24 protein-coding genes and 1 pseudogene are annotated in these 26619 nt (G+C 72.3%); 15 read left to right on the top strand and 10 right to left on the bottom strand.

Annotated elements, in window-relative coordinates:
- Both FMEAI12_RS31720 and FMEAI12_RS31725 read right to left on the bottom strand, forming a co-directional pair.
- Positions 1–1238: HAMP domain-containing sensor histidine kinase (locus tag FMEAI12_RS31720; RefSeq protein WP_146776816.1), on the bottom strand; the 1238-nt coding region annotated here is incomplete at its 3' end.
- A 94-nt stretch (positions 1239–1332) separates the two neighbouring features.
- A complete protein-coding gene (locus FMEAI12_RS31725) occupies positions 1333–2022 on the bottom strand; it encodes a response regulator transcription factor (protein ID WP_020464384.1) in 690 nt (229 codons plus the stop codon).
- Positions 2023–2166: 144 nt separating this feature from the next.
- Here FMEAI12_RS31725 and FMEAI12_RS31730 point away from each other — a divergent pair, with 144 nt between their 5' ends.
- Positions 2167–2790, top strand: coding sequence for a hypothetical protein (locus FMEAI12_RS31730; protein WP_235014906.1), 624 nt, complete (start codon positions 2167–2169; stop codon positions 2788–2790).
- Between the two features lie 52 nt (positions 2791–2842).
- On the opposite strand, the gene FMEAI12_RS31735 is transcribed toward FMEAI12_RS31730, so the two are convergent.
- Positions 2843–3628 carry an SDR family oxidoreductase gene (locus tag FMEAI12_RS31735; protein WP_112108898.1) on the bottom strand — a complete coding sequence of 262 codons (786 nt, stop codon included), beginning with the start codon at positions 3626–3628 and terminating at the stop codon, positions 2843–2845.
- On the opposite strand from FMEAI12_RS31735, the gene FMEAI12_RS31740 reads away from it, so the two are divergent.
- Complete coding sequence (locus FMEAI12_RS31740; protein ID WP_235014907.1) at positions 3627–4358, top strand: MerR family transcriptional regulator; 732 nt, start codon at positions 3627–3629, stop codon at positions 4356–4358. The genes FMEAI12_RS31735 and FMEAI12_RS31740 overlap by 2 nt on opposite strands.
- A gap of 343 nt (positions 4359–4701) precedes the next feature.
- Here the strand turns inward: FMEAI12_RS31740 and FMEAI12_RS31745 are convergent, their stop codons facing one another.
- Positions 4702–4920 (bottom strand): hypothetical protein, encoded by a 219-nt coding sequence (locus tag FMEAI12_RS31745; RefSeq protein ID WP_020464378.1) that lies wholly within the window; start codon positions 4918–4920, stop codon positions 4702–4704.
- 161 nt (positions 4921–5081) lie between these two features.
- Positions 5082–5543, bottom strand: coding sequence for a VOC family protein (locus tag FMEAI12_RS31750; RefSeq protein ID WP_112108899.1), 462 nt, complete (start codon positions 5541–5543; stop codon positions 5082–5084).
- 168 nt (positions 5544–5711) lie between these two features.
- On the opposite strand from FMEAI12_RS31750, the gene FMEAI12_RS31755 reads away from it, so the two are divergent.
- The 3 genes from FMEAI12_RS31755 to FMEAI12_RS31770 all read left to right on the top strand — a co-directional run bounded on the left by FMEAI12_RS31755 (position 5712) and on the right by FMEAI12_RS31770 (position 8768).
- Positions 5712–6230, top strand: coding sequence for a hypothetical protein (locus FMEAI12_RS31755; protein WP_112108900.1), 519 nt, complete (start codon positions 5712–5714; stop codon positions 6228–6230).
- A gap of 364 nt (positions 6231–6594) precedes the next feature.
- The gene (locus FMEAI12_RS31765) at positions 6595–7668 is read left to right on the top strand and encodes a ferredoxin reductase (RefSeq protein WP_112108901.1); all 1074 of its coding nucleotides are present in this window, start codon (positions 6595–6597) and stop codon (positions 7666–7668) included.
- An 11-nt stretch (positions 7669–7679) separates the two neighbouring features.
- The gene (locus FMEAI12_RS31770; RefSeq protein WP_071065147.1) at positions 7680–8768 is read left to right on the top strand and encodes an acyl-CoA desaturase; all 1089 of its coding nucleotides are present in this window, start codon (positions 7680–7682) and stop codon (positions 8766–8768) included.
- A 38-nt stretch (positions 8769–8806) separates the two neighbouring features.
- Here the strand turns inward: FMEAI12_RS31770 and FMEAI12_RS31775 are convergent.
- Positions 8807–9391, bottom strand: a pseudogene (locus FMEAI12_RS31775) (DinB family protein).
- Positions 9392–9908: 517 nt separating this feature from the next.
- Between FMEAI12_RS31775 and FMEAI12_RS31780 the strand changes: the two are divergent.
- Positions 9909–10193 carry a hypothetical protein gene (locus FMEAI12_RS31780; RefSeq protein ID WP_071065150.1) on the top strand — a complete coding sequence of 95 codons (285 nt, stop codon included), beginning with the start codon at positions 9909–9911 and terminating at the stop codon, positions 10191–10193.
- Between the two features lie 15 nt (positions 10194–10208).
- Here FMEAI12_RS31780 and FMEAI12_RS31785 read toward each other — a convergent pair whose 3' ends face one another.
- Entirely contained in the window at positions 10209–10640 is a 432-nt protein-coding gene (locus tag FMEAI12_RS31785; RefSeq protein ID WP_112108902.1) for a heme-binding protein, read from the bottom strand.
- The gene (locus FMEAI12_RS31790) at positions 10637–12814 is read right to left on the bottom strand and encodes a malate synthase G (protein ID WP_112108903.1); all 2178 of its coding nucleotides are present in this window, start codon (positions 12812–12814) and stop codon (positions 10637–10639) included. Before FMEAI12_RS31790 ends, FMEAI12_RS31785 begins: the two co-directional genes overlap by 4 nt.
- 71 nt (positions 12815–12885) lie before the next feature.
- Here FMEAI12_RS31790 and FMEAI12_RS31795 point away from each other — a divergent pair, with 71 nt between their 5' ends.
- Both FMEAI12_RS31795 and FMEAI12_RS31800 read left to right on the top strand, forming a co-directional pair.
- Entirely contained in the window at positions 12886–13767 is an 882-nt protein-coding gene (locus FMEAI12_RS31795; RefSeq protein WP_235014908.1) for an IclR family transcriptional regulator, read from the top strand.
- A 75-nt stretch (positions 13768–13842) separates the two neighbouring features.
- A complete protein-coding gene (locus tag FMEAI12_RS31800; protein ID WP_112108936.1) occupies positions 13843–15228 on the top strand; it encodes an FAD-binding oxidoreductase in 1386 nt (461 codons plus the stop codon).
- Positions 15229–15250: 22 nt separating this feature from the next.
- Here the strand turns inward: FMEAI12_RS31800 and FMEAI12_RS31805 are convergent, their stop codons facing one another.
- Positions 15251–15943 (bottom strand): TetR/AcrR family transcriptional regulator, encoded by a 693-nt coding sequence (locus tag FMEAI12_RS31805; protein ID WP_071065155.1) that lies wholly within the window; start codon positions 15941–15943, stop codon positions 15251–15253.
- Positions 15940–17562, bottom strand: coding sequence for an MFS transporter (locus FMEAI12_RS31810; protein WP_112108904.1), 1623 nt, complete (start codon positions 17560–17562; stop codon positions 15940–15942). Before FMEAI12_RS31810 ends, FMEAI12_RS31805 begins: the two co-directional genes overlap by 4 nt.
- 749 nt (positions 17563–18311) lie before the next feature.
- Between FMEAI12_RS31810 and FMEAI12_RS31820 the strand changes: the two genes are divergently transcribed.
- The 7 genes from FMEAI12_RS31820 to FMEAI12_RS31850 all read left to right on the top strand — a co-directional run bounded on the left by FMEAI12_RS31820 (position 18312) and on the right by FMEAI12_RS31850 (position 26579).
- The gene (locus FMEAI12_RS31820) at positions 18312–19619 is read left to right on the top strand and encodes an efflux RND transporter periplasmic adaptor subunit (RefSeq protein ID WP_112108906.1); all 1308 of its coding nucleotides are present in this window, start codon (positions 18312–18314) and stop codon (positions 19617–19619) included.
- A gap of 1 nt (position 19620) precedes the next feature.
- Positions 19621–20484 (top strand): ABC transporter ATP-binding protein, encoded by an 864-nt coding sequence (locus FMEAI12_RS31825; RefSeq protein ID WP_071065159.1) that lies wholly within the window; start codon positions 19621–19623, stop codon positions 20482–20484.
- Positions 20484–21716: an ABC transporter permease gene (locus FMEAI12_RS31830; protein WP_112108907.1), complete on the top strand. Its 1233-nt coding sequence runs from the start codon at positions 20484–20486 to the stop codon at positions 21714–21716. Before FMEAI12_RS31825 ends, FMEAI12_RS31830 begins: the two co-directional genes overlap by 1 nt.
- 23 nt (positions 21717–21739) lie before the next feature.
- Positions 21740–22750 carry a DUF5666 domain-containing protein gene (locus FMEAI12_RS31835; protein WP_235014910.1) on the top strand — a complete coding sequence of 337 codons (1011 nt, stop codon included), beginning with the start codon at positions 21740–21742 and terminating at the stop codon, positions 22748–22750.
- On the top strand, positions 22743–25190 hold the full coding sequence (locus tag FMEAI12_RS31840; protein ID WP_112108937.1) for an HlyD family efflux transporter periplasmic adaptor subunit: 2448 nt from the start codon (positions 22743–22745) through the stop codon (positions 25188–25190). The genes FMEAI12_RS31835 and FMEAI12_RS31840 overlap by 8 nt, the downstream gene beginning before the upstream one ends.
- 104 nt (positions 25191–25294) lie before the next feature.
- A complete protein-coding gene (locus tag FMEAI12_RS31845) occupies positions 25295–25717 on the top strand; it encodes a cupin domain-containing protein (protein ID WP_112108909.1) in 423 nt (140 codons plus the stop codon).
- Between the two features lie 88 nt (positions 25718–25805).
- A complete protein-coding gene (locus FMEAI12_RS31850) occupies positions 25806–26579 on the top strand; it encodes an SDR family NAD(P)-dependent oxidoreductase (protein ID WP_112108910.1) in 774 nt (257 codons plus the stop codon).
- Positions 26580–26619 lie beyond the last annotated feature (40 nt).

The following is a 26619-nucleotide window of genomic DNA, read 5'->3' on the forward strand; positions in this document are numbered from 1 at the left end:
AGCCCGGTCGAGCCCGCGCCCCCGGCCCCGCCGCCCCGGCGCAGCGCCGCCGCGGGGTCGACGACCCCCGGGCCGGCGTCGAGCACGCGCACCCAGACGGCGTGGTCGGTCAGCCGCAGCTCGACCGCGAACGCCACACCCTCGGCGGTGTGCCGGAACACGTTGCCGAGCAACGCGTCCAGCGCGGTCGCCAGCTCGGCGCGCGCCACCGGCACCGGCGCCGGCCGATCGACGCCGGACACCGCCCACCCGCGCCCCTGGTCCTCGGCCAGCGCGGACCAGAAGTCGGCGCGGTCGCGCACGACGTCGGCCGCGTCGCAGCGCTGCGCCGCCACCTGCTCGTCACCGAGCGCCCGGGCGGCGCGGATGACGTAGTCGACCTCGTGCTCGAGCTGCGCCACCGCGTGCCGGGTCGCCTCCGCCGCCGCGGCGGCAGCGGCGTCGCCGCTACCGCCACTGCCGCCGCCGAGGGCGGCCGTGTTGAGCCGCAGCACGGTCAGCGGGGTGCGCAACCGGTGGGACAGGTCGGCGGCCCGTTCCCGCTCGGCCGCGAGCAGCTGGCGCACCCGGTCCGCCATCGCGTTGAAGGCGACGGCAGCCTCGTGCAGCTCGGCGGGAGCCGCCCGGTCGGACGTCGGTGCGCGGGCGGTCAGGTCACCCGAGCCCAGTTCCCGGGCGGCGCAGGCGAGCCCGCGCGCCGACCGCACGATGCGGGTGCCCAGCCGGTCCGCGACCAGCACCGAGGCCAGCACCAGCGCCGCGGCGACACCCCCGAGGACCAGGCACGCCCTCGCCACGCCCCGGCCGAGCTCGGCCTCGGGCACGAACACCTCGATCACCGCGATCCGCGCGTCGGCGACCGCGACCGGCCGCAGCAGGACGGATCCGCCCGGCACCGCCACCACCGAGGAACTACCGGCACCCGCCACCGCGGCCAGCTCCGCCGCCCCGGCCCGCGACCGCCCGACGGCAACCAGCGCCGAAGGCTGGGCGGGTGCCGGCACGTGCACCGCGACCAGTCCTTCCGCCCCGCCGCGCGTGCTGGCGAGGGCCCGGCCCAGCGCCGCCTGGTCAGTGGTGATCGCCAGCGCCGGCCCGAGCTCGGCGGCCTGGCGCTCGGCGTCGGTGAACGCCCGGTCGTGCGCCGTCCGCTGGACCGTCAGCACCAGCGGGACGAGGAAGGCCAGCGCCACCATCGTGGTCACCGCGATCGACACCTTGGCGAGCGCCCACCTCATCGCGCTCTCACCCGTGCCCTCACCGTGCCCTCACCGTGCCCTCATCTCGCCCTCGCCCGGCCATTGCCGAGCCCGCATCGTGCCGTCGGCCGACTCACGGCCGAGGCGCCTCGAGCTTGACCCCGACGCCACGCACCGTGTGGAGGTACTTCGGCCGGGCGGCGGTCTCCCCGAGCTTGCGGCGCAGCCACGACAGATGGACGTCGATCGTCTGGTCGCCGCCGTACGCCTGCTGCCACACGGCGGCCAGCAGCTCCCGGCGCGGCACCACGTCGCCGGGGCGGGCGGCCAGGTAGGCCAGCAGGTCGAACTCGCGCCGGGTGAGGTCGAGATCCCGCCCGTCCAGCACCGCCGTGCGTTGCCGGGGGTCGACCACCAGCTCACCCACCCGGAACGCCGGTACCCGGCCGGTGGCGGCGGCCGGACTCGTGCGGCGCAGCACGGCGGTGACGCGCGCGTCGAGATGCTCCGGCGAGAACGGTTTCACCAGGTAGTCGTCGGCACCGCTGTGCAGCAGCCGGACCATCGCCGGCTCGTCCCCGCGGGCCGTCGCGACCACCACCGGGACGTCGCTGACGCCGCGCAGCATCCGCAGTGCGGCCGCGCCGTCCAGATCGGGCAGGCCCAGGTCGAGCACGACGAGGTCGCAGCCGACCTGCGTCACCTCGCGCAGCGCGTCGAGCGCCGCGCCGACGCTGCGCACCGCGTGCCCGGCGCTGGACAGGTGCCGCACCAGCGCGGCACGCACGTACGGGTCGTCCTCGACAACCAGGATCGTCGCCACGCCCGGCTACCCGGTCGCCTGCGGAGTCATCGGCGTGGCTCCTCTCGGGCGGCGGCGGTACGACGTGTCGGTAGCTGACGACGTGTCGGTAGCTGACGATGCGTCGATACCTGAACAGGGCGAATGTGGCAATATCGCACCGCTATGGCTTGGACTCTGCTCCGCCTGGCCGCCTGGGTGGTCGCGACCGCGCTGGCCGTCACCCTGTCCTGGTTCGCCGTCAACGGGGTACTCGCGGGCGACACCTTCGCCACGCCGTCGTCAGCCGTCGCCATCGACCCGCCGGACGTCCCGCCGCTCCCGTCGGTCAACCCGCCCCCGGGGCTGTCGCCGTCCGCGACGGTGGCGCAGTCCGGGACGGCGGTGCCCGCTGGGACGGCGGTGCCGTCGGCGACGTCCACCCTGTCGTCGACCGCGCTGCCCAGCGCATCCGCCCCGCCGACGCCGCGACCGCGGGCAACGGCCCTCCCGGCCCCGGCCGCAGCGTCGCCGTCAACCGGCCCCGTGGCCGCGCCGCCGCCCGCGGCCCCCGCACCGGCCGGCACCGCCACAGCCACCGCGCAGAGCTACCAGCTTGACGGCGGACGAGTGGTGATCGAGACCACCGACGTCTCGGCCCGCCTGGTGTCCGCGACGCCGGACGTCGGCTGGAAGGTGCAGGCGTGGCAGGCCGAGGGATGGCTGCGGGTCGACTTCAGCCGCGACGGCAGGACGTCCTCGTGCTTCGTCACCTGGAACGGACATCCACCCAGCGTCCAGATCACCTGAACCCCGGCCTGGCCCGCGGCGCGGGGTGCCGCGGGCCAGGCCGGGCGGATGATCAGCCGACGGTCGGCACGGTGCCGCCGTCGACGGTGTGCTCGGCGCCGGTGATGGCGGCCGCACGGTCGGACACGAGGAAGGCAACGAGTTCGGCGACCTCGGTGGGCTGCGCGGGGCGGCCGAGTGGGATGCCGCCGAGGGAATCCATGACCTGCTCCAGCGCCTGCCCGCGGGAGATGGCCTGGCTCGCTGCGATGCGATCGATCAGACCGTCGGCGCCGGCGGTCTGGATGAAGCCGGGGGACACGACGTTCACCCGAACGCCACGCGGACCGACCTCGTTGGCCAGGCCCTTGCTGTAGGTGGTGAGCGCGGCCTTGGCCGCCGCGTAGCCGAGGGTCGCCTCGTACAGGGGCATTCGCCGTTGGATGGACGACACGTGCACCACCGCCCCGCCGCCGGCGTCGATCATCGCCGGCAGCAGGGCACGATCCAGCCGGACGGCGGCGAGCAGGTTGAGACGCAGCTCGTGGTCCCGGTGCTGGTCGGTGAGGGCGGCGAAACCACCAGGTGGGGCCTGTGATCCGCCGAGGGTGTGCACGACGATGTCCAGCGTGCCGAACCGGTTCCGCACCTGGTCGACGACGGCGGCGACGCCCTCGGCGGTGGTGAGGTCGGCGGGGATGAACAGGTCCGGCCCGGCCTGGCCGGACGGGCGGGTGCGGGCGGTGGCCAGCACGATCGCGCCGGCCTCGCGGAGCCGGTCGGCGATGGCGGCGCCGGTGCCCCTGCTGGCTCCGGTGACCAGCGCGCGGCGGCCGTCGAGCCGGTCACTGATGGTCATGGCGGCCCACCCTGCTCCGATCTGCTCCGATCTGATTCGTCATGCGGCCACCGTCGAGCAGATCCCGTCCGCCCAGGTGATCCACCGGCTGCGGGAGCTGGACATGCCGCTGGCCGACGTCGCCCGGATCCTCGCCAACGAGGACCCGGGCGCGCGGGCCGAGCTGGTCGCCGGACATCTCCAGCGGCTGGAGGCCGAGCTCGACCGCACCCGGGCCGCCGTCGCCTCACTGCGCCAGCTGCTGCGGCCGGACGTCGCGGAGCTGGCGGTACGGCTGCGTTCCGTCCCGGCCCGGACCGTAGCCGCGATCAGCGGCACCGTCGACCACGACGATGTCCTGGCGTGGTACGCCGAGGCGATGACCGAGCTCGACGCGGCCCTGGCCGGGCGCGAACGGCTCGGCCCGCCCGGCGGCTGCTTCGACAACGAGCTGTCCACCGCCGGCCGTGGCACGGTTCTGGTCTACCGGCCGTCCGCCGACCCACCGGCGCGGGGCCGCGTCACCCCGCGGACCCTGCCGGCCGTCGAGCTGGCCACCGCCGTCCACCACGGCGCCCACGACGACATCGACGTCACCTACGGTCGGCTCGGCGCCTGGGTGGTCGACCACGCCCTCGCCGTCGACGGCCCCGTCCACGAGACCTACCTGACCGGCCCACGCGACGATCCCGCGCCGCGGTCCTGGCGCACCGAGATCGGCTGGCCCATCTTCCGCCTCACGCCGTCCTGACCACGACGGGATGTCCGCCCGCGGCCCGGGCCGGTCAGATCCCGGTCTGCTCAGGCCCCGTCGGCGGCGGTCTGGTCCGCTGCCGACCCGTCCGCCGGGTCAGCGTCCGGCAACGAGTAGGGGATGTACGGCGGGTCGCCCATGGGGTACGCGCCCGTCATGGTGGCTGAGGCGCTTCCGGTCTTGTCCAGAGTTACTGTTGCCTCGCCGGGCCGGAATCCGTGCCAGATGCGCACTGTTCCGGACGGTGGTGTTCCGCGGAACACCAGACCCCCGCGGGCTGCGGTCACCACGAACCATGATTGATCCTGGTGTTCCGTGGAACACCAGAAAGGAGCGGGGCTTACAAGGTGGCGATCTGGCCCAGGCCGACGAACGGCAGCGCGACATACCCGTCCGCGGGAATTCCCTGGTCGTGGACGTACTGTTCGAGTGCGTCGAGGTCGACGAACGGTGCCATCACCCCCGCGCCGGGTACCACCAGCGCCCACACCTCCGACGGGATGATCGAACCCCGGATGTTCACCAGCCGTGCCAGCCCGGCCTCGATAGCCGCCGTCATCACACTCGGGCTCACCGTCGCCCCCCGTTCCCGTTGTCGCGCTCGGGCCCCCGTTGTCGTGTTCCGGCCCTCGTCGTCTCTACGGTCATGGTGTGTCGGATCCCCCTGGACTAGTTAGCCCGTAGGGTTCCCCCCGAACGCGGGGCTGCGCGGGATCGCTTTCAGTCCAGGCAGAACTCGTTGCCCTCGGGGTCGGTCATCACGATGTGGCCGGCGCCCGTTGGGGGCACGGGTTCGTGGCGGCTTACCCGCTTGGCGCCGAGCGCGACGAGCCGGTCGCACTCGGCCTCCAGCGCCGCCATCCGCTCGTCGCCCTGTAGCCCGGGAGCCGCCCGGACGTCGAGGTGGACGCGGTTCTTGGCGGTCTTGTCCTCCGGCACCTGTTGGAAGAACAGCCGTGGGCCGTGCCCGTCCGGATCCTCGATGGCCGATCTCGTGTTGCGCTGCTCCGGCGGGACGCCGGCCCGCGTGAGGAAGTCGTCCCAGGCGGCCAGCGGGTCGGCGCCCTCGGGCAGGTCGACGCCGGGCGGGCCGGGGTGGACGTAGCCCAGCGCGTCGCGCCAGAAGGACGACAGCGCGCGCGGGTCGTGGGCGTCGAAGGTGACCTGGATGTGGCGGCTCATCGGGCTGCTCCTCTGCTGGCGGGTGGGTGACGACACGGCCTTCCGCCGCCGACATCGTCCCGCACGCGGCTGTGATCGCCCCCGCACACACCCGGCGCCCGTCGGGCTGCCCGGCCCGTCGGTCGGCACGGTGGCTTGAGTCGTTGGCCAGCGGGCAAGCCCGATGGCATGGGAGACGTGACCAACGAACCGGATCCGCGTCTACTCGGTACCTACCTGAACGACCATTTGGCCGGTGCCGGCGCGGGGGTCGATCTCGCGTCCCGGATCGCGCGGGTGCACCAGGGCACTCCCTCCGGCCCCGCGCTCGCGCACGTGGCCGCTGAGATAGCGCGGGATCGGACGGCGCTGCTGCAGATCATGAAGGATCTGGGAGTGCCGCGGCGGCGCACCAAGGCTTTGCTCGGGCGGCTCGCGGAGAAGGTGGGCCGGCTCAAGCTGAACAACCGGCTGCTGCGGCGGTCGCCGATGAGCTCCGTGGTCGAGCTGGAGACGCTGTGGCTCGGTGTGAACGGCAAGTCGCGGCTGTGGCGCTCGTTGGGGGCTGTCGCGGCGGGTGACAACGGGCTCAGCCCGCAACTCCTCGATCACCTGCTCGACCGGGCCCGGCAGCAGGCTGACGATCTCGAGGACCTCCGGATGCAGGCGGTCGAAGAGGTGTTCGGCGCACTGTCCCACCGCATGTGATCGTTCTACCGTGTAGGGCCGTCCCACCACTCGTCCCCGGCTGGTCTCCCGCCTCCCCGGCGGGGCGTTGCTGGTCGCGATCCCCGGTGTGGGTCGCATGGTCCAACTGCGCCGGGTGGCACGCCGTCACCGAAAGGCCGAGAACATCCCGCCGCCACCGTGACCGACGACGAGCGAGAGTTCGGCACGCGGGCCGCCTGGTCGCGGAAGGTGACGCGCGGGTGTAGCGTTTCGAGCGAGCGAGCGCGCCGGCACCGGCGTGAGGCATCGGTCTGAAAATCGCACCGAGCAAGCTCTCTTCTTGTTCCGTGCTCCCGGCGAGGTCAGCGTCACACCCGAAAATCGGCAATCGGGAGAAAGTAGTGTGACCGTCGGAAGAATCCTGTTGGATGCCGCGGCGTCGTTGACCACGCCACTGCTGCCCGATGATTACCTCGGACTGATTGATCCGCTCTGGTCGCGGCGCGGGTTGCGGGGGCGGGTCGAGGCTGTCCGGCGGGAGGCCGCCGGCGTCGCCACGCTGGTGATCCGTCCCGGCGCGGGCTGGAACGAGCATCGCGCGGGTCAGTACGTCCGGATCGGCGTGAATGTCGACGGCGTGTGGCACTGGCGCCCCTACTCGGTGTCCTCGGCCCCGAGGGATCCCGGCGGTGTCATCTCGATCACGGTCAAGGCCCTCCCGGACGGGAAGCTGTCCGGTCGTCTCGTGGAAGGGGTCCCGCCCGGCGCGATCGTGCGCCTGGAGAAACCACGGGGGTGTTTCGTGCTGCCGCAGGTGCTTCCGCCGCGGCTGCTGTTCGTGACCGCTGGCAGCGGCATCACGCCGGTGATGTCGATGCTGCGCGGCCTTGCGCAGGGTGGCGAGATGCCGGACGCGGTCGTCGTGCATTCGGCGCCGACGCGGGACGATGTCATCTTCGGCACCGAGCTACGAGAGCTCGCGGCCCGGTTCCCCACCCTTCGGCTTCACGAGCACCACACCAGGGTGCCCGGCGGGCCCGCCCGGCGTCTCACCATGGCGGCGCTGCCCGCGATCTGCCCGGACTGGGCGGAACGGCCGGCCTGGGTCTGCGGACCCCCAGGGATGCTCGCGGACGCCGAGGCCTGGTGGCGTCGGGCGGGGATCGCGGACCACCTGAGGGTGGAGCGGTTCCGTCCCGCCGAAGCGCCCGGTGGCGGGACCGGAGGGCGGGTCCGGTTCGCCAGGAGTGGCCGGCAGGCTCAGGCTGGCGGCAACACATCGCTGCTGGCGGTGGGTGAGGACGCCGGCGTTCTCATGCCGAGCGGCTGTCGCATGGGTATATGCCACAGCTGTCTGGCCCAGCTCACCTCGGGCCGGGTGCGGGACCTGCGCACCGGGCGGGAGCACGGTGCGCAGGGCGAACTCGTCCAGACCTGCGTGTCGGGCGCGGCCGGCGACGTCGAGATCGACCTTTGAAGGGGTGGGCAATGGCCAGGCGGACGGCACTCACCGCAGCCGAGGCCGACGAGTTCGGCCGCGCGCTCGACCAGCTCCGGGAGGAGGTTCTCGCCGGCCGAGGGGAAGGCGATGCCCGGTACATCCGCAGGGTGATCGCCGTTCAGCGGGGCCTGGAGATGGGTGGGCGGGTGGTGCTGTTCGCGTCTCTGCTGCCACCGGCATGGCTGGCGGGCACGACGATGCTCGCGACCGCCAAGATCCTGGAGAACATGGAGATCGGGCACAACGTCCTGCACGGCCAGTGGGACTGGATGTGCGATCCCGAGATCCACTCGACCACCTGGGAATGGGACTCGGCGTCACCCGCCGCGCAGTGGAAACACTCGCACAACTACGTGCACCACACCTACACGAACATCCTCGGCAAGGACCGGGACATCGGATACAGCCTGCTGCGCGTCAAGTCGGAGCAGCGCTGGCACCCCGCGTACCTCGCCCAGCCGCTCTATAATCTCGCGCTCGCGGCGGTCTTCGAATGGGGGATCGCCCTGTACGACACCGAGATCGAGCGGGCCTGGCGGGGGGAGAAAAGCTGGGGCCAGACGTGGGCGCAGCTCCAGGTGTCGCTGCGCAAGGCCGGGCGGCAGGCGGTCAAGGATTACGTGGCATTCCCGCTGCTGGCCGGCCCGGCGTTCCTGCCCGTCCTGTTCGCCAACCTCACCGCGAACGTCACCCGCAACGTCTGGGCACACACGATCATCTTCTGCGGTCACTTCCCGGAGGGAGCGGAGGCCTTCACCGAGGAACAGGTCGAGGGGGAGACCCGCGGCGGGTGGTACGCGCGGCAGGTGCTGGGCTCAGCCAACATCGACGGCCCGGCACTCCTGCACCTGATGAGTGGGAACCTGAGTTTCCAGATCGAGCACCACCTGTTCCCCGATCTACCCAGCAACCGGTACGCACAGCTCGCCCCGCAGGTACGCGCCCTCTGCGAACGCTTCGGCCTCCCGTACACCACCGGAGGACTGCTGCGACAGACGGCCAACGTGTGGAAGCGCGTCATCCGGCTCTCGCTCCCCGGACCCGCCCCGGCGGTGGCCGACTCCGCCACGTCGTAGCCGACGCCGGTGCTCGCCGGGGCCGTTCCATGATCCGGTTACGGGGCCGGCGGACGGGCGGGTTCCGTGCGCAGATAAAGGTCGCGCAGCAGGCAGACCTCGGCCAGATGGTGGATCAGCTCGCGGTGGATGTGCAACACCAGATCGGCCATGGGCGCCTCGGGGAAGGGCTCCTTCGCGCCGACCGGGACCCGCAGCCCGGCCTCGCCGAGGCCGCGCACCCCGGCGAGCCAGACGTCGAGCTGGGCGTCGAGCTGGTCGAGCGCGGTGGCCGCGCTGCCCGCGTACTCCCAGGTGTCGTACGACGCCGCCGGCGCGCCGAAGTGCGCCGCGTTGCGTGCGGCGAGCACGCCGACGATGACGTGACCGAGCCGCCAGGCGATCGTGGCGAAGGCCGCGGGGACCGGGTTGGGCCAGGCGAAGTCAATCGTGAAGCGCCCGGCGCCACCCTGCACGGGCGCCGTCGAGGTGCCGCGCGGTCGCACGCTCCAGGCGTCCGGTACCGGCGACCAGAAGTACTCGTCGTCGGTGAGGCCGTTGAGTCGGGGCCGGAGCTGATGGTTTCAGTGGAACTCCCACTGCTCGCGCAGCGACCGGTTCCAGTCGAGTTTGTCTGCGTCCATGTCACTCACCCTGACACGCCTTGCGGACAGGATCGGTCCGCGATCCATGTCAGGGTGAGTGACGCGCCGACAGGGAGATCGAGGGGGCGGGAGAGTCAGAGGAGTTCGATGGCGACGTCGTACTCGCCGATGACGACATCCTTCATGATCTCTTTCCTTTCCTCGCCTCGTGTCACGTCCGGGCGGGCTCCGTGTCGGGGTGGTCGCTCTACGCGGTTTCGTGATCTGGCCGGGAAATTCTGAAGGTAATTAAGCTGCGAGTCGGATTGATGTTTCTTGTTTTGATGCGCTGACACGAGTTTCCAGGATCGATTCTGGTCGACGTGGGCCTTCGATCGGGTGGGCCCATGAGGTGGTGCCACCGGAAGGCAACGGTGGCGGTCGGCCCCGGGGGTGGGCGGATTCCTTGCTAGAGTCGGCTCATGGTGCTGGCTGAGCGCTTTCCCGAGGCCGCTGAGGGCTGTTCCGGCAGTCTTGTCGTGACCAGTTCCGGCGGGCGTCGCGGAAGGGAGTTCCGGTGAGCGGGAAGGTCGACTGGCTCGTCTGCAAGGTGGGCTGCATTGAATGCGGCATGATAGAGGACCCTGCGCTGCTGATTATCGGAGTTTATGCGGACGAACAGCAGGCCGTTTCCGTCGCGCGCGACGCCGCCCACACAATCGCACAGCGCTGGGGGATGACCAACCCCGAGGAGCCGTACCGGGTGAACGCGGCCCAGATGCTGGGCTCGGGGATGGGCGCCGGCTGGATGTGGACGCCCGCGGACCACGAGCAGGTCTACGCGGTGCGGGTCTCGTCCTGACCGGCCGGCGGCTCCTCAGCCGGTCTGCGGGCTGAGCCCGACCGCCTCGATGCCGGCGACGGCGACCAGCTCGTCATTGTCCGACGTGTCGCCGGAGACGCCGACCGCGCCCACCAGCTCGCCGTCGGCGGAACGCACGAGCACCCCGCCCGGCACCGGCACCAGGGCGCCGCCGATGGCGGACGTCGCGGCCGCGATGAAGTACGGCTGCTGTTCGGCGCGGGCCATGAGCGCCCGGCTGCCGAGGCCGAGGGCCACCGCGCCGTGCGCCTTGCCGAAGGCGATCTCGAACCGCTTCGTCGACGCGCCGTCCTCGCGCTCGACGGCGACGACGTGGCCGCCCGAGTCCAGCACGACCACGGTGAGCGGCTTGAGGTCGTGCTTACGCCCCGCCTCCCGGGCCGCGGCGACGATCTGCCGGGCCACATCCAGCGGCAGTGCCGTCATGAGCGGACCATCTCCTTGTTCTTCTGGGCGCGCCGGTGCTCGTGCAACAGCGGTTCGGTGTAGCCGTTCGGCTGGTCGGCGCCCTCGAGTAGCAGCGCCCGCGCGGCGGCGAAGGCCAGCTCCTCGAAGGCCGGGGCCATCGGCCGGTACCCCGGCTCGCCGGCGTTCTGCGCGTCGACAAGCGCGGCCATCCGGCGCAGCGACTCCTCGACCTGCTCGCGGGAGACGATGCCGTGCCGCAGCCAGTTGGCCACGTGCTGGGAGGAGATGCGGCAGGTGGCGCGGTCCTCCATCAGGGGTGTGCCGGTCAGGTCGGGCACCTTGGAGCAGCCGATACCGAGCTCGACCCAGCGCACGACGTAGCCGAGCACGCCCTGGACGTTGTTGTCGACCTCGGCGGCGACCTCCTCCGGCGACCAGGCGGCCGCCGGTTCCGCGAGCGGGACGGTGAGCAGCTCCAGCCGGTCGGCCGGGCGGCGGCCGGCCAGCTCGCGCTGCCGGTCCGCCACGGAGACCTCGTGGTAGTGCAGTGCGTGCAACGCCGCGGCGGTGGGCGAGGGCACCCAGGCGCAGGACGCGCCGGCCAGCGGGTGCCCGATCTTCTGCGTCATCATGTCGGCCAGATTGTCCGGCGCGGCCCACATGCCCTTGCCGATCTGCGCCCGCCCGGGGAAACCGAGGGCGAGGCCGGCGTCGACGTTGTTGTCCTCGTAGACGCGGATCCACGTCGCCTCGCGCATGGCGGCCTTGCGGACCATCGGCCCGGCGAGCATCGAGGTGTGGATCTCGTCGCCGGTCCGGTCCAGGAACCCGGTGTTGATGAAGACGACGCGGTCCCGGGCCTCGTACACGCAGCGCCTGAGGTTGACCGAGGTGCGGCGTTCCTCGTCCATGATGCCGAGCTTGATCGTCGCCGGCGGGAGCTGGAGGAGGCGCTCGACGCGGGACATCAGCTCGACGGTGAAGGCGACCTCGTCCGGGCCGTGCATCTTGGGCTTGACCACGTACGCCGAGCCGGTGCGGGAGTTGCCGCCGGCGGTGTCGCCGCGCAGGTCGTGCACGCTGCCCAGGCCGGTGACCAGCGCGTCGAGGATGCCCTCGGGCACCGGCCGGCCGTCGCGGTCGAGCACCGCGTCGGTGGTCATCAGCAGCCCGACCTGGCGGATGAGCAGCATCGACCGGCCGGGCAGGGTGACGGTGCCGCCGTCGGCGGTCGTGTACTCGCGGTCGGCGGCGAGGACCCGGGTGAAGGCGCGGCCGCCCTTGTCCACCTCGGCGGTGAGCCGGCGCTGCATGAGCTGCAGCCAGTTGCGGTAGCCGAGCACCTTGTCCGCGGCGTCGACGGCCGCGACCGAGTCCTCCAGGTCCATGATCGTGGTGACGGCGGCCTCGACGACGACGTCGCTGACGCCCGCGCGGTCGCCCGCCCCGACCGGGTGGTTCCGGTCGACCTGGATCTCGATGTGCAGCCCGTGATGGGTCAGCAGGACGGCCGTCGGCTCGTCGCCCTCGCCGCGGAAGCCGACGAACAGCGCGGGGTCGGCCAGCCGGACGGCGGCCCCGTCGATGGTGACGACGAGCCCGTCGGCGTCGACCGCGTACCGGGTCGCGTCCGCGTGCGAGCCGCTGGCCAGCGGGAAGCTCCGGTCGAGGATCTCCCGGACCCGGGCGATGACCGCGGCGCCGCGGGTCGGGTTGTAGCCGCCGGCGCGCTCCTTGCCGTCCGTCTCGTCGATGACGTCGCTGCCGTACAGGGCGTCGTAGAGCGAGCCCCACCGGGCGTTGGCGGCGTTGACCGCGTACCGCGCGTTGAGCAGCGGCACCACCAGCTGCGGGCCGGCCTGGGTCGCGATCTCGTCGTCCACGCCGTCGGTGGTGATGGTGAACGGCGCGGGCTCGTCGAGCAGGTAGCCGATGGAGGTCAGGAACTCGGCGTAGTCGCTCTGCGCCGGCCGGCCCGGCGTGCGCCGGTGGTAGTCGTCCACAGCCTGCTGGAGCTCGTCGCGCCGCGCGAGCAGCTCCCGGTTGCGCGGGGTCAGCTCGTTGATGATCTCCGCGGCGCCGGCCCAGAACGCGGCCTGGTCGACACCCGACCCGGGCAGCGCCTCCTCGGCGACGAACTGGTGCAGCTCGCTGGCGACGCGCAGTCCGACGACGTCGATGTAGTCAGGCACTAGCCCATCCCGAATTTCGTATGGTGGAATAGCCTTTTCGCTCATCGGACGCTACCGAGGGATGTTGGACGGTGTCAACACAGGCCGCGTCACCGCAGGGTGCGGCAACACAGGCCGCGGCAACACAGGTCGCGTCGCCGGAGGTCGCGTCGCCGGAGGTCGCCTCGCCGGAGGCCGGCCCGCCAGAGGTCGCCTCGTCACAGGGGCCGGCCGTGCCCGGGGTGCAGTCGGTGCACCGCGCGTTGGACCTGCTCGAGATCCTCGCGGCGGCCGGCGGCCGGCTTCCCATGGCCGAGCTCGCGGCGCGCGCGCAGCTGCCGACGCCGACCGTGCACCGGCTGCTGCGCACCATGGTCGAGCGCGGGTACCTGCGGCAGCTGCCCGACCGCAGCTACGCGCTCGGCTTCCGGCTCGTTCCGCTGGGCGCCCGCGCGAACGCGATGGTCGGCGCCAACGCGTCCGGCGTGCTGCACGACCTCGTCGCCGAGCTGGGCGAGACGGCCAACCTGGCCGTGCTCTCCGGCGACCAGGCCGAGTACGTCGCCCAGGCGCCGTCGCGGTACGCGATGCGCATGTTCACCGAGGTCGGGCGGCGGGTCGACCTGCACTCGACCGGCGTGGGCAAGGTGCTGCTCGCACAGCTGGACGACGACGAGGCGCTCGGGATCATCCGCAGCCGCGGGCTGCCGCGGTACACGGCGCACACGGTGGGCACCGAGACGGCGCTGCGCGCGGAGCTGCGCCGCATCCGCGAGCGGGGTTTCGCGCTCGACGAGCAGGAGCAGGAGATCGGCGTGCGCTGCGTGGCCATCGCCCTCGACCCGGCGAGCGCGCCGGGGGTCGCGGTCTCGGTGTCCGGGCCGACGGCGCGGATGACCGACGAGCTGGTCGAGCGCGCGGTCGGGCTGCTGCGGGCGGCGGCGTCCCGGCTGGCCGGAGACCTGCGGGACTGACCCCCACTTCTTGACAGTGGGCCCACAGCGCTGTTCGTATCACGGAATAACTTTTCCATAAACTGGAAGATGCTGATGACCTCGCCGCTCGCCGCCAGCCCGCCCGCGTTGGCCCCGCTCATCGCCGACCTGCCGCCCGACTCGGTGATCGTCGACCCCGACCGGATGGCCGGCTACCGGTGGGACCGCGCCAATGATCCGAACGCCGGGATGCCCCTGGCCGTCGTGCGCGTGACCAGCACCTCCGACGTCCGGGCGGTGCTGCGCTTCGCGAGCGAGCACCGCATCCCGGCAGTGCCGCGCGGCGCCGGGACCGGCCTGTCCGGCGGCTCGTCGGCGGTCGACGGCTGCATCGTGGTCTCCACCGAGCGGATGCGGGAGATCGACGTCGACCCGACCACCCGCACGGTGCGGGTGCAGCCGGGTGCGCTGAACGCCGAGGTGAAGGCCGCCGCCGCGGCACACGGGCTGTGGTATCCACCGGACCCGTCCTCGTTCGAGATCTGCTCGATCGGCGGCAACCTCGCCACCAACGCCGGTGGCCTGTGCTGCGTGAAGTACGGGGTCACCACGGACTACGTGCTGGCGCTGACCGTCGTGCTCGCCGACGGGACGGTCGTCCAGCTCGGCGGCCCGCGGCTCAAGGACGTCGCCGGCCTCTCGCTGACCAAGCTGTTCGTCGGCAGCGAGGGCACGCTCGGGATCATCACCGAGGCGGTGCTCCGGCTGATCCCCGCGCAGCGGCCACCGGCGACCGTGGTCGCCACGTTCGGCTCCCTCGACCACGCCACCGCGACCGTCCTCGACATCACGCGGCGGATGCGCCCGTCCATGCTGGAGCTCATGGACCGGGCGTCGATCAACGCCGTCGAGGACGTCACCTCGATGGGGCTGGACCGCGCGGCCGAGGCGATGCTCCTGATCCAGTCGGACGAGCCGGGCGCCACCGCCGCGGCCGAGGTCGCCGAGATCGAGGCGCTGTGCGGCGCCAACGCGGCGCGGGAGGTCTTCGCCACCGACGATCCCGAGGTCGGCGACCAGTTCGTCGTCGCGCGCCGCATGGTGATCCCCGCGGTGGAGCGCCGCGGCTCGCTGCTGCTCGAGGACGTCGGTGTGCCGCTGCCCGCGCTCGGTGGGCTGGTGCGCGGCATCGCCGACATCGCCGACCAGCGGCAGGTCGAGATCGCGGTGATCGCGCACGCCGGCGACGGCAACACGCACCCGTTGATCATCACCGACCGCACCGACCCCGAGCAGACGGCTCGGGCCGAGACGGCCTACGGCGAGGTCATGGACCTGGCCATCGCGCTCGGCGGCACCATCACCGGCGAGCACGGGGTGGGCCGCCTGAAGAAGCCGTGGCTGCCCGGCTACCTCGGCCCGGACGTCCTGCGGCTGAACCAGCGCATCAAGGACGCCCTCGACCCGCTCGGCATCCTCAACCCGGGCGCGATGCTCTGAGCTCCGCACCGTCGGGTTGCCTCTACTGGCAGTCCGTGAGGCCCAGCGCGGCCACGAGGGCCGCGGTCAGGGGGGCGCGCAGCTCGTCGACCGACACCGCGGACAGCCGGGTCAGCGTCCCGGCGTCCCGGGCGACGCCGACCCCGAACAGCACGGCGACAGCCAGCTCGGCGGCCAGCTGCGGGTCGGGGCCGTCGGCCGCGCCGCGCAGCGGCTCGAGCACGGTGTCGAGCCGCTCGCGGGTCGCCTGGCGCGCGGCGTCGTCGACCTCCCGGCGGAAGACGTTCTGGGCGGCGGCGCTCACGCCGGTCGACGTCCACTTGTCGAACGCCCGGTCCACCATCCCGTGCACTGTCGCCAGCGGGCTCGCTGCCGGCTCGTCCGGAGGACCGGCGACCGCCCCGGCCACGGCCGCCCCGTCGTCCACGGCCCCGTCGTCCCCGGATGTGGCCGGCACCGGTGCGTGCGGGGCGGCCGGTGGGCCGTCCGCACTCGGAGCGGACTGTTCGATGAGCGGGTCGGCGGCGAGAACGGCCTGGTAGAGGCCCTCCTTGCCGCCGAAGTAGCGAGCGATGAGCGCCGGGTCGACGCCGGCGCGGTCGCCGACCGACCGGATCGCCGTCCCCGCGTAGCCGCGCTCGGCGAACAGGTCGGCCGCCGCGGCCAGCAGCGCCTGGCGGCTGCGCGCGGCGTCGCGCCGCCGAGTGGTGTTCATGACCGGACATCCTCCGCCATGATGAGTCCCGCGGCGGTGGAGCCCGCCGATTCCTCCTCCATCGTCTCCAGTTCCGTCCGGCGCGCCGCCCCCATCGGGCGGGTCGCCGCGGACGGGGTGCCGGGCAGGGCCAGTGCCGCGAGCGCGGCCAGCGCGCAGACCCCGCCGGCCACGACGAACGCCATCGTGTACCCGCTGTTGGTCGGCTCGACCGAACCGGCCGGTGTGTGGGCGGCGAGCAGCGCCGCGCCGAGCGCGCTTCCCACCGAGCCGCCAGCCGTGCGCAGCACCTGGTTGAAGCTGGTCGCGCTGCCCGTCTCGTGCGGCGGGACGGCTCCCATGATCAGGGCGGGCATCGCGGCGAAGGCCAGTCCGATGCCGACCCCGAACAGGAACGTGGCCGCGCCCAGCTCGACGAGGTGGTCGTGGCTGACGGCCAGGCCGAACAGGGCGAGGGCGACCGCCATCAGGCCGCACAACAGCAGGCCCCGCCCACCGCCGGTGCGCGGCCCCAGCCAGCGCGACCACCGGCTGGCCAGCACCGTCCCGGCCGACAGGGGCAGGATCACCAGGCCGAGCACGGCCGGTGACGCGCCGAAGCCGTAGCCGGTCGAGGTCGGGGCCTGCGCCAGCCGGTTGATCAACGTCATCGCGTTGAACATGCCGAAGCCGGCCAGCGCCGCGCACACGTCGGCGATGAGCACCGGCCGCGCCGCCAGGTACTTCAGATCTATCAGCGGGTTGTCCGTCCGCAGCTCGACCAGGGCCCAGGCCACCCCGCAGCCGATGCCACCCACGAGCAGCGCGATGACCGCCGGTGACAGCCAGCCCCACGACTCGCCCTCGCTCAGCGCGAGCAGCACCGGGCTCAGCGCCGCGGCGAACAGCACCGCGCCCCGCAGGTCGACCCGCCCACGGGCGGTCCGCGCGCTCGCCCGGCCCGGGACGACCACGAGCACGGCCGCCATCGCGGCGGCCGCCAGCGCGGCGGCGACCCAGAAGCCGGCGTGGTAGTCGAACGTGTCCGCGAGCAGCCCGCTCAGTGGGTAGCCCAGGCCGGCGCCGGTCGCGACCGTGATGGACAGGGCGGCGACCCCCGGAACCAGTTTGTGCGGGGGCAGCAGGTCACGCGCCAGCGCCAGCGCCAGTGGCATCAGGCCCATCCCGACGCCCATCAGGCCCCGCCCGACCAGCAGCTGCGCGAAGCCGTTGGCGGTGGCGGAGAGGACGGAACCGACCGCGACGGCGCCCAGGCCGGCGAGCATCACGGTCCGCCGGTGCGGCCCGTCGCCGAGACGTCCGATCAGCGGAGTGGACGCGGCGCCGGTCAGCAGCGTGAGGGTGAGCAGCCACTGGGCGCTGTCCAGCGAGACGTGCTGGGCGGCCGCGATCGTCGGGATCAGCGGTGTGCCCAGCGTCCCGATGACGGCGATCACGAGCCCGCAGTAGACGAGCACGCCCAGCAACATGCCCGGGCGGGGGTGCGGCCCCCCTCCGCCGGACGGCCGAGCCACCGCGGTGGGGCCCGGCGGCTTCGGCTCCGCGACTTCGTCCGCCGCCTCGTCCGCCGCTTCGTCAGCGGACGTCCTCGACCGGATGATGTCTCGTTCCGCGCGCACGTGGTGCCCCCAGTCTGGTCATCGCTTGATGTCATCATAAGAAGACATCGAACGAAGACAAGACCTGGCGCAACCTGTACCCGCAGGTCACGCTCGGTGTGAACATCGTCGGGGACGGGGGTGGCGCTGGGTGCGATGTTGTGGATCCCGCTCAACGGCGGAAGCGGACGAGATCGCCGCCTGCCGCCTGCCGCAGGCGTGGCCGGCAGGCGGCGTCCTGTGTGTGGGCGTGGGTGTGGCGACCGTTTTCGCTTACCCGCAGACCCTGACGGACCGCGGGGGAACCCAGTGCCGCTGTCCGTTCTCCCAGACCCAGTGGCCATCCACATGACGCCAGTAACACCCGTACGCGGCGCCGGTGACATGGGCAGGCGGAGCGGCCTGTGCGGGAACCGCGAACAGAACCGAGCCCACCGCGGCGGCGGCGATCAGCGGCGGGCATTTCGAAATCTTCCGGCGCGCCATGTCTGCTCCCCCCGGTGCATTGCATACGAGCCGTCGAGGAAGTTCCGGCCTGACTGCACGCGAGGCATACCCGTCGCCTCCGCGAGACAACCGTGTTTCGCGCGGACCCACCAGATGATCGAAAATCATTCGTGTACGAATGGGTCGATCAATGGAAATCCATGCAGTAGACAATCGACCTGGTTGTTCATAGCCTGCGCATAGATTCCGCACGGGTTGCGCACAGGTACCCCCGAAATGCTCGCGGGCGTGCAGAATCAGACACCGGCCGAAGGCGCCCGGCGATGACATCCGTGGGCCGGCTGGCTGCGCGTCGTCGGCCACTGGTCGCGCTGGCCGTCGTGATCGTGGTGGCCGTCGCCGCGGGGATCACCATCCATGTGGTCGGCCGCGGTGGATCCTCGGACGCGGCGGCGACTGTCATCTCCCGGACCGTTACCGCGGAGATCGGGACGATCAAGCAGTCCATCTCCACCACCGGCACGATCGCACCGGCCACTCAGGCTGACCTGACCTTCCCGGCTTCGGGCAAGGTCACCGGCGTCCTGGTGAGCGAGGGCGACACGGTGACCACCGGGCAGCAACTCGCGACCATCGACTCGGCGTCGCTGGCGGCGAGCCTCGCCCAGGCCAAGCTGACGTTGGCCAACGGCCAGGAGAAGCTGGCCTCCGACCAGACGGCGGGGGCGTCCAGCGAGCAGCTCGCCGCCGATCAGGCGTCGGTCACGACCGCCACCGACGGGGTCACCGCGGCGCAGACGGCGCTGGCCGGGGCGACCATGACGTCACCGGTCAACGGAGTCGTGGTGAGCGTCTCGCTCGTGGTGGGTCAGCAGGTGTCGGGATCGTCCAGCGGGAGCGGCTCCGGATCCTCCGGCGGCGGGTCCGGCGCCTCGGCCGGTGGGATGGGTGCCTCCGGCGGGACGTCCGCCGGCTCGGGAGCGACGTCCACCGCGTCCACCTCGTCGTCGGGTGGGCAGATCACGGTTATCAGCACCGATTCGTGGATCGTCAACGCCAGCGTCGACTCCAACAGCGTCGGCCTGATCGCGAAGGGCAACCAGGCGACGGTCGTGCCGGGCTCGGGCACCGCGACCGGCGTCGGGGGCTCCGGAGGTGCGGGCGGCACGATCTACGGGACGGTGTCCTCGGTCGGCCTGATCGCATCCAGTTCCGGGCAGACGGCGAGTTTCCCGGTAGTGATCAAGGTTACCGGCAGTCCCGGCGGGCTGCACGCCGGTGACACCGCGACCGTGGCGCTGATCTACAAGCAGCTGAGCAACGTCCTGGTGCTCCCGACGGCGGCCATCAGCCAGGAGAACGGGAAGTCCGTCGTCCGTGTCGTGTCGGGCACGACGACGACAACCCGGGCGGTGACGACCGGGGTCTCCGGTGGCGGCTCCACCGAGATCGTCTCCGGTCTGTCGGAAGGCGACCAGGTGCTCGTCGAGGTGGCGGGCGGCGCGGCCGGTCCGGGTGGATCCGGCGGGGGCACGGGGAGCGGAACCGGCGGCCAGGGCTACGGCGGTGGCGGGTTCCCGGCCGGTGGGTTTCCGAGCGGTGGCGGGTTCCCGGGCAGCGGTGGTAACTGACATGGCCAGGAGACCGCCCGAACGGGAACCCGCCGCCACGTCATCCCGGTCGCCCGCGACAGTGTCGCCACCGGAACCCCCGACCACTCCGGTCACGCGGCCCCGACCGAGCGCCGGTGCCGGTTCGGACTCGGGTGCTCCGGTCATCGAGCTGGACCAGGTGGCCAAGTCCTACCGTGCCGGAACGCTGGACGTCGCCGCGCTGCGCGGCGTCTCGGCCCGCATCGCCGAGGGCGAGTACGTCGCCATCGTCGGGCCGTCCGGCTCGGGGAAGTCGACGTTGATGCACATCATCGGCTGCCTCGACGTGCTCACCGCGGGGACCTACCGGCTCTCCGGCGAGGACGTGGGCGCGATGACCGAGGTCGAGCTGGCCGAGATCCGCAACCGTCGGATCGGGTTCGTGTTCCAGCAGTTCAACCTGCTGCCGTCGCTGTCCGCGTGGCGCAATGTCGAACTGCCGCTCGTCTACCGCGGGGAGCGGCGGGAGCTCCGCAGGCACCGGGCCGTCGCCGCGCTCGACCGGGTCGGTCTCGCGGACCGGATCGAGCACCGCCCGGGTGAGCTCTCCGGCGGCCAGCAGCAGCGGGTCGCGGTCGCCCGCGCGCTGGTCGGCGACCCGTCCCTCATCCTCGCCGACGAGCCCACCGGCAACCTGGACTCGACGGCGACCAGGGATGTGCTCAACCTCTTCGACGAGCTGCACGAGCAGGGCCGGACGATCGTCCTGATCACTCACGAGCAGGAGGTGGCCGACCGGGCCCGCCGGGTCGTGCGGATCCGGGACGGGCTGATCGAGTCCGACACCGCGGCCGGCTCACCGGCTCTCTTGGCCCCCGCGGCGGCCGAGGCGGCGACCCGCTGATGGGATGGCTCGAGACATTCCGTACCGGAGTGGACGCGATCCGTACCCACCGGCTGCGTTCCGGTCTGACGGTGCTCGGCATCCTGATCGGGATCGCCGCCGTGGTACTCACAGTGGGCCTCGGCGTGGGCGCCCAGGACAAGGTCGGATCGCAGATCAGCTCGCTGGGAAGCAACCTGCTGATCGTCTCGCCGGGCAGTTCGACCAGCTCCACCGGTGTGCGCGGCGGGTTCGGCTCCGCGTCGACGCTCACGGTCGCCGATGCTGCCGCGTTGGCCTCGAAGACCTCCGCGCCCGACATCGAGGGGGTCGCCCCGGTCAAACAGAGCTCGATGTCGGTGCTGAACGGTTCGGTGAACTGGACGACGACCGTGGTCGGCACGACCCCGTCCTGGCTGTCCGTCCGTAACCGCTCCATCAGCGCGGGCCGTTTCATCACCACGACGGACGACGCGCAGTCCGCGGCGGTCACCGTCCTCGCCGCGGACACGGCCACCGAGCTGTTCGGCCGGCGCAGCCCGGTCGGTCAGAGCGTGACGATCAACAACATCCCGTTCACGGTCGTCGGAGTGCTCGTCTCGGCCGGCTCGGACAGTTCGAACAACCTCGACGACCAGGCGATCGTGCCGATGTCCACCGGGGCGAGCCGCCTGTTCGGCGGGACGACGCGCACCTCGGTCTCCTCGATCTACATCAGGGGGTATTCGGCGTCCACCCTGTCGGCGGCCTACCAGGAGGCGACGAGTCTGCTCCTGAACCAGCACGGCATCACGGACTCGTCCAGCGCGGACTTCACGATCACCACCCAGGAGTCCCTGCTGAGCACGGCGACGTCCGTGAGTCGGACGCTCACCGCCCTGCTGGCCGGGATCGCGGCGCTGTCCCTGCTGGTGGGTGGGATCGGCGTCATGAACATCATGCTTGTCTCCGTGACCGAGCGCACCCGCGAGATCGGGCTGCGCAAGGCGCTGGGCGCGCCGCCCGCGGCGATCCGGCGGCAGTTCCTCATCGAGGCGTCGTTGCTCAGCCTCGCCGGAGGAGCGATCGGCGCGCTGCTGGGCATCAGCGGCGCACTGGTGCTGCCCCAGTTCATCGACAACCCGGTGGCGATCGTCTGGTGGGCTGTGCTCGGCTCGTTGGCCGTCGCGGTCGCGATCGGCGTCGCCTTCGGCGTGTACCCCGCCAGCCGGGCCGCCCGGCTGGCCCCCATCGACGCGCTCCGCAGCGACTAGCCCCCATGACGAGGACAGACACCATGACTGGCCAGGTTCCGTTTTCCGTGCCGCCGGTCGGCGGCCGTCCCGCGCGGCGCTCCGCGGCCGTCGTGGCCGCCTCCGCTGCTGTACTGGTCGCCGTGCTGGCCGGCTGCGGCGGTTCCTCCGGGACGTCCACGGCGGACGCCACCCAGGCCGGCGCCACACCCGGGCAGGGCGGCGGCCAGCCAGGAACGGAGGCTCCCGCGTCCGGGCTCATCGCGGAGGTCGACTCCGGCACCATTCAGGTGCAGAGCCAGCAGTCCGGGCAGATCGCGGTGAAGTACGGCGAGAGCACCACGTTCACCGAGACAACGTCCGCGGCGCTCAGCGACGTCAAGGAAGGCGTGTGCGTCACCGCGGCGAACATGCCGGCGGACGGCGCCCGGCCGGCGGGCGGGCAGGTGTCGGGTGCGCCGGCCGGCGGGTCCGGCGCGCAACCCTCGGCGCGGCCCACCGCCATGCCCACGTCCTTCACCGCGACGACGGTAATGATCAGCCAGCCGACCGACGGTTCCTGCGCCGGGCCGAACGCCGCGGCGCGGCCCACCGGCCAGCCCCAGCCGAGTGGCCAGCCGCAGACCCGCCCCAGCGGCGGCCCGGACGGGCCGGGCGGTCAGAACGGGCAGGGTGCACCTGGCGGGCAGGGCGGCTTCGGTGGCGGCGGCTTCGGTGGTCGGGCAACCGGCAAGGTGACCTCGGTGTCCGGCTCCACGATCACCATCTCGGGCACCGATTTCGGCACCGACAAGGCCGTCACCTACACGGTGCTGGTCGACGGCGACACCAGGTACACGCAGTCGGTCGCGGCGACGTCGACCGGGCTGGCTGTCGGGAAGTGCGCGGTCGCGAACGGCGACACCGACGACACCGGCACCGTCACGGCCACCCGGATCGCGCTGAGCGAGGCCACGAACGGCGCCTGCGCCACCGGCTTCGGCGGGGGCTTCGGTGGCCGGGGCTCTGGCGCGGGTGGCAGCGGATCCGGCGGAACGGGCACCACGAATGGCTGACGCGACACAGCGGGCGGACGAGACCGCGCCAGCGGACGGGGCCCCCCGGGCCGGTGGGACCTTCCGGGCTGGTGGGACCTCGGGGGCTGGCGGCGGTTCGCGGCCGGCGCCGCGCCGGCCGCGCCGGCCCCGCAAGGCTGTCGTCGGCGGGGTCGCGGCGCTGGTGCTCGTCGGGGCGGGCGTCGGCGCGGGTCTCGCGGTCACCGCTGACGACGGGCCGTCCTACCGGCTCGCCGCCGCGACCACCTCGTCGGTCACCCAGACGCTGACCTCGGTCGGGACGCTGAGCACGGTCGACACGGCGACGCTCTCCTTCCCGGTCGGCGGAACGGTGACCGGGGTGCCGGTGCAGATCGGTGATCAGGTCAGCGCCGGGCAGGTCCTGGCGAACCTGGACCCGACCGCGCTACAGAGCGCGCTCAACACCGCGAACCAGAACCTGGCGAACGCGCGGCTCACACTGACCGACGACGCGTCCGGCCAGACGTCCACGGGAGGCGGGCAGGGCGCCACCGCGGCTGTGGCGTCCGCGTCGTCGAGCGCGGCGGGGCCATCGGGCTCCACGATCGGCCTGCTCGCGAACGCCTCGTCAGGGTCCTCGGGCACCGGCGCCGGGACCTTCGGCGTCCAACTGGCCAGCGCCTCCGCCGACGGATCCACGAAGCCGAGCGCGCTCGACACCGCTGTCACCACGGCTCAGCAGGAGGTCGTCGCCGCCCAGTCGGCGCTCGACGGCGTCCTGACCGACCTCGGCGCCGATCTCGGCTCGCTAACCGCCCAGGGCGGTGGCTGCGCGGTGACCGGCGGCTCGCCGCCCGAACCGATCTCCTACACGGCCACGCCAACCCCCGCCGACTCCTCGGCCAGGGCCGGGACGATCGGCGGCACGGTCGGTGACAAGGACACGGTGACCCTGACCAGGAACGGCACGGTGATCGCGACCCGGACTGGTCCCTACACGTTCAGGGGTCTCGACACCGGCGCCGTGTACACCGTCACGATCCAGCAGGCCGGCCTGGTCGGCACCATCGACGTCACGCGGTGCCAGAGCGCGATCAGCGGTCTCATCACCCGGTTCGGCGACGCGTCCAGCGCGTCGGGGGAGTCGAACCTGGCGGCCCTGGCGTCCCGGCTGGCCTCGGCGAAGGTCAACCTCGACACGGCGGTCGCCGCCCTGCACAGCGCCGGCGGCGTACCGGCCGGGCCTGAGGTCACTCCGTCGACCGGCCCGCAGCCCGGTGGGACGACCAGTCCGGTCACCGGTGGGACGGTCGCGCCGAGCCAGGGCGGCTCAGGCCTGGGAAGCCACCCCTCGACCGCGCCGTCCACGAAGCCGACCGTGACCGCCACCCCCCGGCCGAGTCCCAGTTCATCGGACGGCGGCTCGTCGCGCGGTGAGTCGTCAGGCGACGGCTCATCCGGCTCCGGCTCGTCGAGTGGATCCGATGCCCGGCCCACCCCGGCTCCGTCCGAGTCCGATCGTGCCGGCTCGGCGGGTTCCGGTTCCGGCGCGGGCGGCGGCGGCTTGGCCGGTTCCGGTTCCGGCGGCGGCTCGGGTGCCGGCACGGCGGGTGGTTCGGGCGGTGGGGCGATGACAACACGCGCGGCCCAGCCCGCCACCGCCGAACAGCTCGCCGCGGACCAGGCCGCCATCGACGCGGCCGTCGCGCAGGTCGCCGTGGCCCAGCAGAACCTGAACGGGGCCACGCTCACCAGCCCCATCAGCGGGACGGTGGCCGCCATCTCGCTAGCCCCCGGTGCCACCGTGGGCGCGTTCTCGACCAGTGGCACCATCACGGTGCTCGGGGACGGCGACAAGCAGATCACCACCACGGTCCCCCTGTCCGCCGTGGACACCGTCAAGGTGTCGAATCCGGCGACCGTCACCGTGGACGGGGTCAAGGAGCCGCTGACCGGCACCGTTTCGTCGATCGGCGCTCTGAACAGCACCACCGGCTCGACCACGACCTATCCCGTCAGGATCGTTCTGAAGCCGACGAGCACCCGGCTCTTCGACGGCACCGGCGCCACCGTGTCGATCACGGTGAAGGAGGTCAAGGACGTCCTGACCGTGCCGACGTCCGCCGTGCACCGGGTCGGACAGCTGGCCACGGTCACCGCGCTGAAGGACGGGAAGGCGACGGCGGTCCGGGTGGAGACCGGCGCGGTGGGCCCCGAGCGCACCGAGGTGATCTCGGGACTCCAGCCCGGTGACCAGGTCGTCCTCGCGGACATCAACGCCGACCTGCCCTCAGGCGGTTCGGCCCGGTCCTCCACCAGCGGCGGGCTGTTCGGCAACGGCAACGGCAACGGCGGCGGCGGTGGGCTCCTCGGCGGCGGTGGCACGGGCGGTGGCCCCGGGGGCGGCTTCGTCGGCGGTTTCGGTGGCGGCTCCGGTGGCGCTGGTGGCGGTGCCGGCGGGGGTGGCGGCCAGCGCTGACCGCCACCCGTAAAACCTCCGTTGACACCCTCGGTCCCGTGTCACTACGTTTCCGCTCACAACGGCCGTTCCATATACGGAACGGCACTGGAAGGAGCGGGCTGATGGCTGACGGCACCGACCGGCAGGGCAGGCAGGAGAAGCCCCGACAGTTCTTCTTCGACGTCAACGAGATGACCGGCCGCACGAACGTCGAGATCATGGGGGATTCCGAGGAGGCCGAGAAGTATTTCGACTTGTTCGGGCGGGATCTCGTCACCAAGGTCATTCTCCAGTCGCCGGCACTGTCCGTCTTCCATGAGTCGGCCAAGCCGGGTGAGCGGGTCAAGCCCCATCGTCACGGCACTCACCAGATGAATTACGTCCTCAGCGGGGAGCTGATTTTCGGCCGGCGGCGGGTGGGGCCCGGAATGGGATTCTTCACGCCCGACATGCTCTACTCGTGGCGGGCCGGGGAGGAAGGCGCCGAATGGCTCGAGATCCACGCCGGCCAGCCCGGCATCTTCGTGGAGCAACGGGATCTCTGACGGGCCTGCCCGCCACCGCGGAGGCGTTCGCGGTCCGCTGGGCGCCTGTGCCGCTCCGGAGCCACCGACCAAGTGAAGGACGTCGATTATGACCGGGTTATTCGAAGGCAAGGCCGCTCTCATCACCGGCGCCGGCTCCGGAATGGGCCGAGCCATCACCCTGCGACTCGTCGGGCAGGGCGCCTCGGTGCTCGCCCTGGACATCGACGCCGACCGGCTCGTCGAGACGAAAGCCCTCGCGGCAAAGGCCCTCGAGACGGCCCGAGTGGCGGGCACGGTGTCCGTCCGCCAGGCCGACGTCAGCGACCCTGGCGCATGCGCCGAGGCGGTGGCCGCCTGCGTGGCGGAGTTCGGGAAACTGGACGTGCTGGGCAACGTCGCCGGCATCTACCTCGCCGAGCACACCACCAAGGTCACCGTCGAGCAGTACCGCCGCGTGATGGCCGTCAACCTCGACGCCTGTTTCTTCCTGGCCCAGGCCGCCATCCCGCACCTGCTGGAGACGGGTGGCAACATTGTCAACATCGCGTCCAACGCCGGGCTCCAGGGCGTGCCTTACTCTGCGGCCTATTCCATGAGCAAGGGCGGTGTGGTTGCGCTGACCCGGTCGCTGGCCGTCGAGTTCCTGAAGACGCCGCTGCGGGTCAACGCCATCGCCCCGGCGGGCACCAACACCAACATCGCGACCTCGGGATCGTTCCCGTCCGGCATGGACCCCGACCTCGCCCGGCGGATGGCGGGCCTGCGCGGCCTGGCCGAGCCGGAGGAGATCGCCGCCCTGTTCTCGTTCCTCGCCTCCGCCGACGCCCGCTCGGTGACCGGCGCCGTCTACACCGTCGACAACGGCCTCACCGTCAGCTGACCGCCCAGCCGCCACCCGCCGCCGGCGGCCGGTTCGACTG

This window comes from Parafrankia sp. Ea1.12, from assembly GCF_900465275.1.
Classification (GTDB): domain Bacteria; phylum Actinomycetota; class Actinomycetes; order Frankiales; family Frankiaceae; genus Parafrankia; species Parafrankia soli.